Genomic DNA, 12,020 nt, shown 5'->3' with positions numbered 1-12,020 from the left:
GCTCTCGGACTTTTCCTGCAAGATTTTGGGCCGCGCATGAACTTGTGATGAGAGGCCCGCGCGCCTAGTCTTCGTCCCGTCATCGCAAAAAACGGTGACACGGACGTGCAAGTCCGGTTACATGTCGGCGCACCAACGCCCATAGCCATTCAGCGGGCGTTTTTCATGCCTGCTGTACTTGTTATGGCGGCTGTGCGCGGGAGATCCTTCGGGGTCTGCCGGGGTCCGATATGCCCGGTCTTGCACACCTGCGCACAGCTGCCACCTTATTCGCGTGCAAGCGGAAAAGGGCAGTCTCCATCACATATCGGAGCTGTAAATCATGGTCAAACTTACACCCAATCCACCCGCAAGCCTCTTCACCGTAACCCCTCACCAAAACACCGAAACCCTGCTGGTCAACGCCAGCGAAACTCTGTCCTCTCTCAATGCACTCACCTGCAATCTGGCCTTCGACCTGGACACTTCCCAGCGCGCAATCATGCTCGGGATCCAGCAAATGGCTGAGTTGGGGCAGTTGTTGGTTGATAGAGCATTGGAGCAAGTCAGCCCTTCGCTGGAAACTTGAGACGGTCCTAAAAAGGGACTGATCGTTCCCTTTTTGGGACCGCTATCTAACAGACACCGGCGAGCAAATGTGGGAGGGGGCTTGCCCCCTCCCACCTTTTTGATCTTCACTTGGCTTGGTTCAGCATTTGCTGATGCTCCATTACTCCAGGCGTAACGGTTTGCTGCTGAGCTTGATTGATGCCCCCCTGAATCACTCCTAAGGTACAGCCCACGACAGCAAACCCCGTGGAGCGACCATGACAACCACAATAAACCCCGACTCGCGCTGGACGCGGCGGCGCGACGAGAAGCAGCGGCGGCTCGGGCTGGTTAAGCCGTTTGCAGACGGGGCAGTGTTGCCCAGTGACCGGATCGTCGAGGCGCTTGAGGCATTGATCCTCCCCGGCGACCGCGTGGTGCTGGAGGGCAACAACCAGAAACAGGCGGATTTCCTCTCGCGCTCCCTCGCCAAGGCTGACCCGGCCAAGCTCCACGATTTGCACATGATCATGCCCAGCGTCGGGCGCTCCGAGCACTTGGATCTGTTTGAAAAGGGCATCGCGCGCAAGCTCGACTTTTCCTTTGCCGGCACCCAATCCCTGCGCATCAGCCAATTGCTCGAAGACGGCCTGTTGGAAATCGGCGCGATCCATACCTACATCGAACTCTACGCACGGCTGGTGGTGGACCTGATCCCCAACGTGGTGCTCTCCGCCGGTTTCATGGCCGACCGCGCCGGCAACATCTACACCGGCGCCAGTACCGAAGACACGCCGGCGCTGATCGAACCGGCCGCGTTCAGCGATGGCATCGTTATCGTGCAGGTCAACCAGTTGGTGGACGACGTTACTGATTTGCCCCGCGTCGACATCCCGGCAAGCTGGGTCGATTTTGTGGTGGTGGCCGACAAGCCGTTCTACATCGAGCCGCTGTTCACTCGCGACCCGCGCCACATCAAGCCGGTGCATGTGTTGATGGCGATGATGGCGATCCGTGGCATCTACGAAAAACACAATGTGCAGTCGCTCAACCATGGCATCGGTTTCAACACCGCCGCCATTGAATTGATCCTGCCCACCTACGGCGAATCCCTCGGCCTCAAAGGTAAGATCTGCCGCAACTGGACCCTCAACCCGCACCCCACGCTGATCCCCGCCATCGAAAGCGGCTGGGTTGAAAGCGTGCATTGCTTCGGCACCGAACTGGGCATGGAAAACTACATCGCCGCCCGCCCGGATGTGTTCTTCACCGGCCGCGACGGTTCGATGCGCTCCAACCGCATGTTCTGCCAATTGGCTGGCCAATATGCGGTGGACCTGTTTATCGGCGCCACCCTGCAAGTCGACGGCGATGGCCATTCCAGCACCGTGACCCGTGGCCGCCTCGCTGGTTTTGGCGGCGCGCCGAACATGGGCCACGACCCACGCGGCCGCCGCCATGGCACGCCGGCCTGGCTGGATATGCGCCACGACGATGCGCCGGTCGTACTGCTCGAGCGCGGCAAAAAACTCGTGGTGCAAATGGTCGAGACTTTCCAGGAAGGCGGCAAACCCACCTTCGTCGAGACCCTCGACGCGGTGGAAGTGGCACGCAAAAGCGGCATGCCCTTGGCGCCGATCATGATCTACGGCGACGACGTCACCCATCTGCTCACCGAAGAAGGCATCGCCTACCTCTACAAGGCCCGCTCCCTGGAGGAGCGCCAGGCGATGATCGCCGCCGTCGCCGGGGTGACCGCCATCGGCCTGCGCCATAACCCCAAGGACACCGCCCGCATGCGCCGCGAAGGCTTGATTGCCTTGCCCGAAGACTTGGGTATCCGCCGCACCGACGCCACCCGTGAACTGCTGGCCGCCAAGAGCGTGGCCGACCTGGTGGAGTGGTCCGGTGGCTTGTACAACCCGCCCGCCAAATTCAGGAGCTGGTAAATGCGCGCGCTCAAACTGCATGAAGTGAGCCTGGCCGATCGCCTGGCGGATATGGCCGTCGATGCGCTGATCGATGAAGCCGACCTGTCGCCCAAACCGGCCCTGGTGGACCGTCGCGGCAACGGTGCGCACCTTGATTTGCACCTGGGGCTGATGCACGCGTCGGCGCTGTCGCTGTGGCCGATGTTCAAGGAAATGGCCGAAGCCGCCCTCGAGATCGGTGAAATCGGGTTGCCCCTGCGTGAAGCTCTGGGTCGTATCGGTCGCGAGGGTGAACAGGCAATGCTTGCTACCACGGGCGGCGTGAATACCCATCGCGGCGCGATCTGGGCCCTCGGCCTGCTGACTGCGGCGGCAGCGCTGCAACCCCGCGCCATACCGCTGACCGCCGCCAGGCTGGCCCTGCTCAACGACCGCTACGCCCCGCAACCCCTGAGCCACGGCGCGCTGGTCGCCCAGCGCTACGGCGCACGCGGCGCCCGTGAAGAAGCGCAACTGGGCTTCCCGTCAGTGCTGCAACGCGGCCTGCCGCAATTGCACAAAAGCCGCCAGCAACACGCCGGTGAACAGAACGCGCGCCTCGACGCCTTGCTCGCGATCATGACCGACCTGGCCGACACCTGCGTGCTCTACCGCGCCGGCCCGGAAGGCCTGCAGGCCATGCAGCGCGGCGCCCAGGCCGTGCTCGAAGCCGGCGGCAGCGCCAGCCTCGCCGGTCGCCGCCAACTGCACGCGCTGGACCAACAACTGCTGGCCCTGAATGCCTCCCCCGGTGGCGCCGCCGACCTGTTGGCCGCCTGCCTGTTTATCGACCGCCTCGACGGAGCGTTGTGATGGAAACCTTAACCTTTGAATTCCCCGCCGGGCAGCCAGCAAAAGGCCGCGCGCTGGTGGGGTGCGTCGGCTCCGGCGACCTTGAGGTGCTGCTGGAACCGGGCACCGCCGGCACGTTGACCATCCAGGTACAGACCTCGGTGAATGGCGCCGAACAACGCTGGCAGCACCTGTTCGAACGCATCTTCCAGGAGCAGACACCACCGGCCCTGAACATTGATATCCACGATTTCGGCGCCACCCCCGGCGTGGTGCGCTTGCGCCTGGAGCAAGGCTTCGAGGAGATCGGCCATGACTGACTTGCTCGCCAAACACAGCTTTGTCGAACTGGGTGCGCGGCAGCGGGCCAAGGCCTTGTTGGATGCCGGCACCTTTCGCGAACTGATCGACCCCTTCCAGCGCGTCATGTCGCCCTGGCTCAGCCGCCAAGGTGTGGTGCCCCAGGCCGATGACGGCGTGGTGATCGCCAAGGGCAGCATCGGCGGCTTGCCTGTGGTGATTGCAGCCATTGAAGGCAACTTCCAGGGCGGCAGCCTCGGCGAAGTGGGCGGCGCGAAAATCGCCGGCGCCCTGGAACTGGCGGCTGAAGATAACCGCACCGGCGTCCCGACCCGCGCCGTGCTACTGCTGGAAACCGGTGGTGTGCGGCTGCAGGAAGCGAACCTGGGGCTGGCTGCGATTGCCGACATACACGCGGCGATTGTCGACCTGCGCCAGTACCAGCCGGTGATCGGCGTGGTGGCGGGCAGCGTGGGTTGTTTCGGTGGCATGTCCATCGCGGCCGGGCTGTGCAGCTACCTCGTCCTCACCCGTGAAGCGCGCTTGGGCCTCAATGGTCCGCAAGTGATCGAACAGGAAGCCGGCTTGGAAGAATACGACTCGCGCGATCGGCCCTTTATCTGGAGCCTTACGGGCGGCGAACAGCGTTTCAACAGCGGCCTGGCCGACCGTTACGTGGCCGACGATGTGGCGCAGATCCAGCAGACGGTCAGTGCGTTGTTGCAGCAAGGCTTGCCCGCGCTACAACGCAGTCGCCAGGCTGATTATTACCTCACACGCTTGGCCGAATTGGACGCCGTACCGCAAATCGACCCGGCGACGGTGCGCGAGCTGTATCAAGGAGAACGCTCATGAGAGGCTTGCAGTGGTTCAACGCATTGAGCGCCGGCGCTGCGCCTGTAGCAGGTTTGCCGGCGTCGCTGAGGGTTGCCGACGCGGTCTTGGGTGAGCAAAAAGTGCGCTTTGTCGCCGTGGTCACGGACGCGCAAAACCGCTTCCCCCGGGCGCGCAATGGCGAAGTCGGCCTGCTCGAAGGCTGGGGCCTGGCCAAGGCCGTCGATGAGGCCGTCGCGAGGGGCGACAAGCGTCCCATCATCGCCATCGTCGATGTGCCTAGCCAAGCCTATGGCCGTCGCGAAGAAGCGCTCGGCATCCATCAGGCCCTGGCCGCTGCGGCCGACAGCTACGCTCGTGCCCGTCTCGCCGGGCATCCGGTGATCGCATTGCTGGTGGGCAAGGCCATGTCCGGTGCGTTCCTGGCCCACGGTTACCAGGCCAACCGCCTGATCGCCCTGCGTGACCCCGGCGTGATGGTGCACGCCATGGGCAAGGCTTCGGCGGCGCGGGTGACGCTGCGCAGCGTCGAAGAGCTGGAAGCCCTGGCCGCCAGCGTGCCGCCCATGGCCTACGACATCGACAGCTATGCCAGCCTCGGCTTGCTCTGGGAGACCTTGTCGGTCAGCCAGATTGAACAGCCCACGGCGGACGATGTGGCGCGAGTCGGCGATTGCCTGATGAATGCGATCAAGGATGTCGGCAGCACCGATTTGAGCGTGCGCCTCGGCGCGACCAATCGCGCAGCCTCCAGCCACGTTCGCCAACTGTTGCGGGAACAATGGTGAACGCCCACGACTTGCTCTGGGGCATGACCCCGGCGCATGTGCCCGCCGACGCACCGGCCTGGGTGCGGGAGACGCTCGGTGCCGGCCACCCGGTGGTGGTGCGCCGTGCCATCGCCGAACCGGGTTATGTGGCGGTCGGCGTGCGCGGGCGTTTGCGCGAGCACCGTTTTGCCGGGTGGATGCCGCTGGCGGCGGTGCAGCGGCGGGTGATCCCGGAAGCGTTGCGTGGGGTGATTTCGCCGAGGGATTTACCGGCGTTGCGCGCGCTCGACCAACTGCGGCCGGTGTTGGCGCAGGAGAGATGGGGCGTCACGGGCAGCGCGGGTTTCGAGTTGGCCAGCGGGATTGAAGCGCTGCATGCCCAGAGTGACCTGGATTTGCTTCTGCGCACAGCCGCACCTTTGGCCCGACGTGATGCTGAAGACCTCCTGGCGATGCTTGATAGGGCAGAGTGCGCCGTCGACCTGCAACTGCAAACCCCGTTCGGCGCCGTCGCCTTGCGCGAATGGGCCAGCGGATCACCCCGCGTGCTGCTGAAAACCGCCAGCGGTGCACACCTGGTGCTCGACCCGTGGCAGGCCGTGGCATGAGCAGCCTGCTGGTGTTTCCGGGGCAGGGTGCCCAACGGCCGGGCATGCTCCAGTCGCTGCCCGAAGCGGTGCTGGAAGAAGCCAGCGATGTGCTGGGCGAAGACGTACGCCTGCTCGATTCGGAGCAAGCCCTGGCAAGTACCCGCGCCGTGCAACTGTGCCTGTTGATCGCCGGCATTGCCCACGCCCGTCTGTTGGAGCGCACCCCGGATTACGTCGCGGGCCTGTCCATCGGCGCCTATCCCGCCGCTGTCATCGCCGGCGCGCTGGATTTCGCCGACGCCGTCAGGCTGGTCAGCCTGCGCGGTGAGTTGATGCAGCAGGCTTATCCACAGGGCTATGGCATGACCGCGCTGATAGGCCCTGATTTATCCACCGTTGAAACGTTGCTGGCCGAGATCCACAGCGCGCAAACCCCCGTGTACCTGGCCAATATCAACGCCGATAACCAGACGGTCATCGCCGGCAGCGACGAGGCGATGAAACAGGTGGCGGCGCGCATCAAAGGCAACGGCATCGCCCGGCGCCTGGCTGTCAGCGTACCGTCCCACTGTGCGTTGCTGGACGCGCCCGCCAAGGTCCTCGCCCAGGCCTTCATTCCGCTCAAGACGCCGCGCATCACCTACCTGAGCAGCACCCGCGCGCGGCCGATCCACAACCCCGAACACCTTTGCGACGACCTGGCCTTCAACATGTGCCGCGTCGTCGACTGGCGCGGCACCGTGCAAAGCGCCTATGAGCGCGGTGTGCGCCTGCAAATCGAACTGCCCCCCGGCGCCGTGCTCACCGGCCTGTCACGCCGCGTGTTCGAACAAGGCACGGTGATCGCCTGCGAAGGCGCGCGCCTGGACACCTTGCAGGCCTTGCTGGAAGAGGAGGAGCGCCGCCACCGATAAAGCACTACCCAAGGCTTTCGAAGCACAACAACAACAATTTCGATCGAGCACTTTGAGGACAACAACGATGATTATCTACGGTGTGGCATTGCTGGCGATCTGCACGCTTGCAGGCGTGATCATGGGCGACATGCTCGGCGTTTTACTGGGTGTCAAATCCAACGTGGGCGGCGTGGGCATCGCCATGATCCTGCTGATCTGCGCACGGTTGTGGATGCAAAAGCGCGGCGGGATGACCAAGGAGTGCGAGATGGGCGTGGGCTTCTGGGGCGCCATGTACATTCCCGTGGTGGTGGCGATGGCGGCGCAACAAAACGTCGTGACCGCCCTGCACGGCGGCCCGGTCGCGGTGCTGGCGGCGATTGGTTCGGTGGTGGTCTGTGGTTGCACCATCGCCTTGATCAGCCGCACGCACAGGGGCGAGCCTCTGCCCGCCGAAGAACCGCTGATCGTTCCTGCGGGAGGTCGCTGAAATGTGGGACCTCATAGAGAAAGGCTTGGAGCATAACGGCCTGATCACCGCGTTTGCCTTTGTGGGCGTGGTGATGTGGATTTCCGTGGTGCTGTCCAAGCGCCTTACGTTCGGGCGCATCCACGGCTCGGCGATTGCCATCGTCATCGGCCTGGTGCTGGCCTGGGTCGGCGGCACGCTAACGGGTGGGCAGAAAGGCCTGGCGGACCTGGCCCTGTTCTCTGGTATCGGCCTGATGGGCGGTGCGATGTTGCGCGATTTCGCCATTGTTGCCACTGCATTTGAAGTGCAGGCCACCGAGGCGCGCAAAGCCGGCATGATCGGTGTGATTGCGCTGCTGCTGGGCACGATCCTGCCGTTCATCGTCGGCGCGAGCATGGCCTGGGCGTTCGGTTATCGCGATGCGATCAGCATGACCACCATTGGCGCGGGCGCAGTGACCTACATCGTCGGCCCGGTGACCGGCGCGGCGATTGGCGCGACCTCGGATGTGATGGCGCTGTCGATTGCCACCGGGTTGATCAAGGCGATTCTGGTGATGGTCGGCACACCAGTGGCGGCGCGCTGGATGGGCCTGGACAACCCGCGTTCGGCGATGGTGTTTGGTGGCTTGGCCGGCACCGTGAGCGGGGTGACGGCGGGGCTGGCGGCGACGGATCGGCGGTTGGTGCCGTATGGCGCGCTGACGGCGACGTTTCATACCGGGCTTGGGTGTTTGCTCGGGCCTTCGCTGCTGTATTTCATCGTGCGGGGGTTGGTGGGCTGAGTGATCGTTCCCACGCTCCGTGTGGGAATGCAGCCCTGGACGCTCCGCGTCCGCTCTTGAAGTCGGGACGCGGAGCGTCCCAGGAGGCGTGTCCCACGCGGAGCGTGGGAACGATCAGCTCAAGCTGACCCCTGGCGATTGGCATACATCCGACACTCCGCCAACAGCGCCAGCAAGTTCGGGTCGCGCTCCTTGGCCTTCAAGAACACCACGCCGATATGCTGCTGCAGCCGATACCTGGGCTGCAGCGGTATCAGCTTCACGCGGTTCTCATACACCGCTGCAATCCGGCCCGGCAGCAGCGCATAACCCACGCCCGAGCTGACCATGCTCAGCAGCGTGAAGATGTCGTTGACCTGCATCGCCACTTTCGGCTCGAACCCGGCCTGCTTGAACACGCGGTTGCCGTCCTGGTGCGTGGCAAAGCCTTGGGTGAGGGTGATGAAGGTTGCGTCGCGCACGTCGGCCAGGTCGATCTGCTGTTCTCGGTCGAAGGGCGAGTCGGCCGGAGTGGCGAGGAAGATATCGTCGCTGAACAGCGCAATCTGCGCGCAGTCCGGGTCGTTCGCATGGTCGTCGAGGGCGATGAGGATCGCGTCCACTTCCATGTTCTTGAGCTTGTAGAGCAGGTCGAAATTGGAGCCAAGGATCAGGTCGATATTCAGTTCGCTGCGCCTGATTTTCAGGCCCATGATCAGTTGCGGCACGGTCTTGACCGTCAATGAATACAGCGAACCCAGCTTGAATCGTTCGGCGGAAAAGCCGGCGGCTTCGCGGGTCAGGCGTACGCTGTCGACCACATCAGCCACCAGTTTCTGCGCGCGCTCTTCGAGTACATAGGCGCTTTCCAGTGGCGTGAGATTGCGCCCTTCGTGCTTGAACAACGGGCAGCGCAGGGCGTTTTCCAGCGAATGAATGGCGCGGTGCACGCTGACGTTGCTGGTTTGCAGCTCGGCGGCGGCGCGGGCCAGGTTGCCGGTGCGCATGAATGCCAGGAAGATTTCCAGCTTTTTGAGGGTGAATTCTTCGTCGATCAGCATGGCCGTGGCTCTTGTTCGAATGCCCTCGATTGTGCCCGCAAATGTGCTCGGCGTCCTCGGAACGTCATAAGGCGCTTGCACTCTTATGGCGAAGGCTGGAGGCTTGCCAGCCAACCCTTATTGGTCACGGGAGGTCGGTTGCAGATGTACCACGGGGAACGATTCAACGCCTGGAGCCATTTGCTCGGTGCAGTCGCGGCGTGTATTGGCGTCGTGTGGATGTTGGTGGTGGCGAGCCTGGACGGCAGCCCCTGGAAAATCGTCAGTGTGGCGATTTATGGCTTTACCTTGATGGTGCTGTACAGCGCGTCCACCGTGTACCACAGCGTGCGCGGGCGACGAAAAGAGATCATGCAGAAGGTCGATCACTTTTCGATCTACCTGTTGATCGCCGGCAGCTACACCCCGTTTTGCCTGGTGACGCTACGCGGGCCTTGGGGCTGGACGCTGTTCGGGATTGTGTGGGGGCTGGCGGTGATCGGCATCTTGCAGGAGATCAAGCCCCGCTCGGAGAAGCGCATCCTGTCGATCGTGATCTATGCGGTGATGGGCTGGATCGTGCTGGTGGCGGTCAAGCCGCTGCTCGCGGCGTTGGGCACGGCAGGGTTTACCTGGCTGGCGGCGGGTGGGGTGTTGTACACCGTTGGCATTATCTTTTTTGCTTTGGAGGATCGCCTGCGCCATTCCCATGGCATCTGGCACTTGTTTGTGATCGGCGGCAGCCTGCTGCATTTTGTGGCGATCATGCATTACGTGCTCTGAATGTGGGAGGTGTGTTTAGAGACGTTCCAGCAGCTCACAGGCGCGACTGCCGAAAATCTCCAGCAGCCTGGCCAGCATATGCGGCGGGGGCTCGTTGGCGCGGGTCAATGCATAGAGGGTAATCGGCAGCGGCGGGGTGAGCGTGCGAATGTGGGTAGTGGCCGTTGAGGCACCCAGCGCGGTGAACGGATCGATCACGGTGAGGCCGGCGCCGGATTCGACCATCGCGCGGGCCAGGGAATAGGTTTGCACCGCGATCGTCACCCGAGGCGCGGGCTCTACATTTTCCAGGTAGCTGCCCAGCTTCGCTGCCAGCGGGTCAGCGCTGGACAAGCCGATCAAGGGCGCGCCGGCCAGTTCGGCCAACGGCAAGGGCTTGTGCCGTTCAGCGTCCGACCAGTAGCCTTTTGACGCCAGCGCCACCAGCACGCCGTTGGCCAGCACCTGGGTGGTGAGCCCCGGATGGCCGGAGAACGTGAGCGTCAACGCCAGGTCGATCTCGCGCATCAACAGCTTCTGCACCAGCTCGCCGCTATGGTCGCTGGACAGCTCACAGGCGATGTCCGGGTAATCACGCTTCCATTCCAGGATTGACGGCGGCAGCAGCGACAGCGCCAACGCCGGGATCGCACCGATGCGGATGCTTTGCCCCGGTTCGCGACGCAAGCTCTTGGCCAGACGCCGCACGCCTTGCAGGCTTGCGCTGACTTTTTCGACTTCGCTTTCCAGGGCCAGGGCTTCAGGCGTGGGCTGCAATTTGCCGCGTACCCGCAGGAACAGCGCAAAGCCAAGTTGCAGTTCGGCATGCTGCAACACTTTGGTCACAGCCGGTTGCGAGACGTGCAACAACTGCGCGGCGGCACTGATAGAACCAGTCTGGCGGATGGCCTGGAAGATTTCGATATGACGCAAGCGCATGGCGAGTCCCATAACCTTTGTTTATAGGTGCGCCATCTTTATTCATTGTCGGTGGCCTGTCACCTGGCTCTACGCTGAGTGCTGTCAATTAACGGCGGGAGGCGGGGATGGCCAGGCAGGTTTGCATCATCGGTGGTGGGGTTATCGGCCTGGCGAGCGCTTTTGCGTTGGTGCGTGCCGGCCATAGAGTGACGCTGATCGAAGCGCGTGACAGCCTGGGCAGTGAAACCAGTTACGCCAATGGCGGGCAGTTGTCCTACCGCTATGTTGCGCCGCTGGCCGACGCCGGGGTGCCGCTGCAAGCGATTGGCTGGTTACTGCGCGGTGACTCGCCGTTGAAGCTGCGCCCGCGTCTCGATCCCCAGCAATGGCGCTGGATGGCCGCCTTTATCGGCGCCTGTCGTAGTTCGGTGAACAAGCGCAATGCCGCTCACTTGCTGCGCCTGGCATCCCTGAGCCAGAACACCTTGCAGCAATGGCGCGAGGAAGATCGCCTGGGCGACTTCGATTGGCGACGCAATGGCAAGCTGGTGACGTTTCGCAACGCCAATACCTTTGAACATGCCCGCAGTAAAGTCACCAATGCCCTGCAACAGCAGGTGTTGTCCGCTAGCGATTGCACGCGCCTGGAGCCGGCGTTGGCCGGTGATGGTTTTGTCGGCGGGATCTACACGCCCAACGAGGAAGTAGCGGATTGTCATGCCTTTTGCCAGCAATTGGCGGCGCGGCTTGAAGCATCGGGGCGTTGCACGTTTTTGTTGGGGCGCAGGGTCACCGGGATTCGCCACACCGACGCAGTGGTGCACGCCCTTCAATTGGGTGATGAGGTGATGCCGGTCGAGCAACTGGTGCTGGCGGCAGGGCATCGCAGCGCTGAACTGGGCTTGCCGGGGTTGTCGCTGCCGCTGTATCCGCTCAAGGGCTACAGCCTGAGCGTGCCGATTGGCGCGCAGCACCGGGCGCCGAATGTGAGCATCACCGACTACGATCGCAAGATCGTCTACGCGCGCATCGGTGAGCAACTGCGGGTCGCGGCCATGGTGGACATTGTCGGCTTCGACGCGGGTCTTGATCCCAAGCGGCTGGCTTTGATGAAACGCCAGGCCCTTGAGACATTTCCCAATGCCGGCGACTACGCCCACGCGGTTGAATGGGCCGGTATGCGCCCGGCCACGCCCACCGGGGTGCCGCTGATTGGCGCAAGCCGCTACCGCAACCTGTGGCTGAATCTCGGCCACGGCGCCCTTGGCTTCACGCTGGCGTGCGGCAGCGGCCAACTGCTGGCCGAGTTGATCGGTCAGCGCAGCCCTTCCATCGATATGCAGGGCCTGACGCCCCGCGCCGCTTGACACTCGACCACCCGA

The 12,020-nt window shown here is 63.4% G+C and carries 14 protein-coding genes; 12 read left to right on the top strand and 2 right to left on the bottom strand.

Annotation, left to right across the window (positions count from 1 at the left end; genetic code table 11):
- Positions 1–322: 322 nt before the first annotated feature.
- The 10 genes from C4J89_RS24975 (at position 323) to madM (ending at position 7,936) form a co-directional block, all read left to right on the top strand.
- Entirely contained in the window at positions 323–568 is a 246-nt protein-coding gene (locus tag C4J89_RS24975; RefSeq protein WP_124415807.1) for a DUF6124 family protein, read from the top strand.
- Positions 569–806: 238 nt separating this feature from the next.
- Positions 807–2,477, top strand: a complete 1,671-nt coding sequence (gene mdcA, locus C4J89_RS24970; RefSeq protein ID WP_124415806.1) for a malonate decarboxylase subunit alpha — start codon at positions 807–809, stop codon at positions 2,475–2,477.
- The gene (locus tag C4J89_RS24965) at positions 2,478–3,311 is read left to right on the top strand and encodes a triphosphoribosyl-dephospho-CoA synthase (RefSeq protein WP_124415805.1); all 834 of its coding nucleotides are present in this window, start codon (positions 2,478–2,480) and stop codon (positions 3,309–3,311) included.
- Entirely contained in the window at positions 3,311–3,610 is a 300-nt protein-coding gene (locus C4J89_RS24960; protein ID WP_124364787.1) for a malonate decarboxylase subunit delta, read from the top strand. Before C4J89_RS24965 ends, C4J89_RS24960 begins: the two co-directional genes overlap by 1 nt.
- The gene (locus C4J89_RS24955) at positions 3,603–4,445 is read left to right on the top strand and encodes a biotin-independent malonate decarboxylase subunit beta (protein ID WP_124364786.1); all 843 of its coding nucleotides are present in this window, start codon (positions 3,603–3,605) and stop codon (positions 4,443–4,445) included. The genes C4J89_RS24960 and C4J89_RS24955 overlap by 8 nt, the downstream gene beginning before the upstream one ends.
- Positions 4,442–5,212 (top strand): biotin-independent malonate decarboxylase subunit gamma, encoded by a 771-nt coding sequence (gene mdcE / locus C4J89_RS24950; protein WP_124415804.1) that lies wholly within the window; start codon positions 4,442–4,444, stop codon positions 5,210–5,212. The genes C4J89_RS24955 and mdcE overlap by 4 nt, the downstream gene beginning before the upstream one ends.
- Positions 5,206–5,802, top strand: a complete 597-nt coding sequence (locus tag C4J89_RS24945; protein ID WP_124415803.1) for a malonate decarboxylase holo-ACP synthase — start codon at positions 5,206–5,208, stop codon at positions 5,800–5,802. The genes mdcE and C4J89_RS24945 overlap by 7 nt, the downstream gene beginning before the upstream one ends.
- Positions 5,799–6,698, top strand: a complete 900-nt coding sequence (mdcH, locus tag C4J89_RS24940; RefSeq protein WP_124415802.1) for a malonate decarboxylase subunit epsilon — start codon at positions 5,799–5,801, stop codon at positions 6,696–6,698. The genes C4J89_RS24945 and mdcH overlap by 4 nt, the downstream gene beginning before the upstream one ends.
- Before the next feature lie 67 nt (positions 6,699–6,765).
- The gene (gene madL / locus C4J89_RS24935) at positions 6,766–7,170 is read left to right on the top strand and encodes a malonate transporter subunit MadL (RefSeq protein WP_124364782.1); all 405 of its coding nucleotides are present in this window, start codon (positions 6,766–6,768) and stop codon (positions 7,168–7,170) included.
- A gap of 1 nt (position 7,171) precedes the next feature.
- A complete protein-coding gene (gene madM / locus C4J89_RS24930; protein WP_046069909.1) occupies positions 7,172–7,936 on the top strand; it encodes a malonate transporter subunit MadM in 765 nt (254 codons plus the stop codon).
- 119 nt (positions 7,937–8,055) lie between these two features.
- On the opposite strand, the gene C4J89_RS24920 is transcribed toward madM, so the two are convergent.
- The gene (locus tag C4J89_RS24920; protein WP_124372146.1) at positions 8,056–8,976 is read right to left on the bottom strand and encodes a LysR substrate-binding domain-containing protein; all 921 of its coding nucleotides are present in this window, start codon (positions 8,974–8,976) and stop codon (positions 8,056–8,058) included.
- Positions 8,977–9,120: 144 nt separating this feature from the next.
- On the opposite strand from C4J89_RS24920, the gene C4J89_RS24915 reads away from it, so the two are divergent.
- Complete coding sequence (locus C4J89_RS24915) at positions 9,121–9,738, top strand: hemolysin III family protein (protein WP_124372145.1); 618 nt, start codon at positions 9,121–9,123, stop codon at positions 9,736–9,738.
- Between the two features lie 15 nt (positions 9,739–9,753).
- On the opposite strand, the gene C4J89_RS24910 is transcribed toward C4J89_RS24915, so the two are convergent.
- Positions 9,754–10,656, bottom strand: coding sequence for a LysR family transcriptional regulator (locus C4J89_RS24910; protein WP_124415800.1), 903 nt, complete (start codon positions 10,654–10,656; stop codon positions 9,754–9,756).
- A 107-nt stretch (positions 10,657–10,763) separates the two neighbouring features.
- On the opposite strand from C4J89_RS24910, the gene C4J89_RS24905 reads away from it, so the two are divergent.
- The gene (locus tag C4J89_RS24905; protein WP_124415799.1) at positions 10,764–12,005 is read left to right on the top strand and encodes a D-amino acid dehydrogenase; all 1,242 of its coding nucleotides are present in this window, start codon (positions 10,764–10,766) and stop codon (positions 12,003–12,005) included.
- Positions 12,006–12,020 lie beyond the last annotated feature (15 nt).

This window comes from Pseudomonas sp. R4-35-07 (assembly GCF_003852235.1).
GTDB lineage: Bacteria > Pseudomonadota > Gammaproteobacteria > Pseudomonadales > Pseudomonadaceae > Aquipseudomonas.
The sequence above is the reverse complement of the archived record's forward strand: the minus strand, read 5'-3'. Positions and strand labels throughout refer to the sequence as shown.

Coding starts and splice junctions, on each gene's coding strand:
- C4J89_RS24975 (WP_124415807.1), top strand. CDS start 323: ATGGTCAAACTTACACCCAATCCACCCGCAAGCCTCTTCACCGTAACC.
- mdcA (WP_124415806.1), top strand. CDS start 807: ATGACAACCACAATAAACCCCGACTCGCGCTGGACGCGGCGGCGCGAC.
- C4J89_RS24965 (WP_124415805.1), top strand. CDS start 2,478: ATGCGCGCGCTCAAACTGCATGAAGTGAGCCTGGCCGATCGCCTGGCG.
- C4J89_RS24960 (WP_124364787.1), top strand. CDS start 3,311: ATGGAAACCTTAACCTTTGAATTCCCCGCCGGGCAGCCAGCAAAAGGC.
- C4J89_RS24955 (WP_124364786.1), top strand. CDS start 3,603: ATGACTGACTTGCTCGCCAAACACAGCTTTGTCGAACTGGGTGCGCGG.
- mdcE (WP_124415804.1), top strand. CDS start 4,442: ATGAGAGGCTTGCAGTGGTTCAACGCATTGAGCGCCGGCGCTGCGCCT.
- C4J89_RS24945 (WP_124415803.1), top strand. CDS start 5,206: ATGGTGAACGCCCACGACTTGCTCTGGGGCATGACCCCGGCGCATGTG.
- mdcH (WP_124415802.1), top strand. CDS start 5,799: ATGAGCAGCCTGCTGGTGTTTCCGGGGCAGGGTGCCCAACGGCCGGGC.
- madL (WP_124364782.1), top strand. CDS start 6,766: ATGATTATCTACGGTGTGGCATTGCTGGCGATCTGCACGCTTGCAGGC.
- madM (WP_046069909.1), top strand. CDS start 7,172: ATGTGGGACCTCATAGAGAAAGGCTTGGAGCATAACGGCCTGATCACC.
- C4J89_RS24920 (WP_124372146.1), bottom strand. CDS start 8,976: ATGCTGATCGACGAAGAATTCACCCTCAAAAAGCTGGAAATCTTCCTG.
- C4J89_RS24915 (WP_124372145.1), top strand. CDS start 9,121: ATGTACCACGGGGAACGATTCAACGCCTGGAGCCATTTGCTCGGTGCA.
- C4J89_RS24910 (WP_124415800.1), bottom strand. CDS start 10,656: ATGCGCTTGCGTCATATCGAAATCTTCCAGGCCATCCGCCAGACTGGT.
- C4J89_RS24905 (WP_124415799.1), top strand. CDS start 10,764: ATGGCCAGGCAGGTTTGCATCATCGGTGGTGGGGTTATCGGCCTGGCG.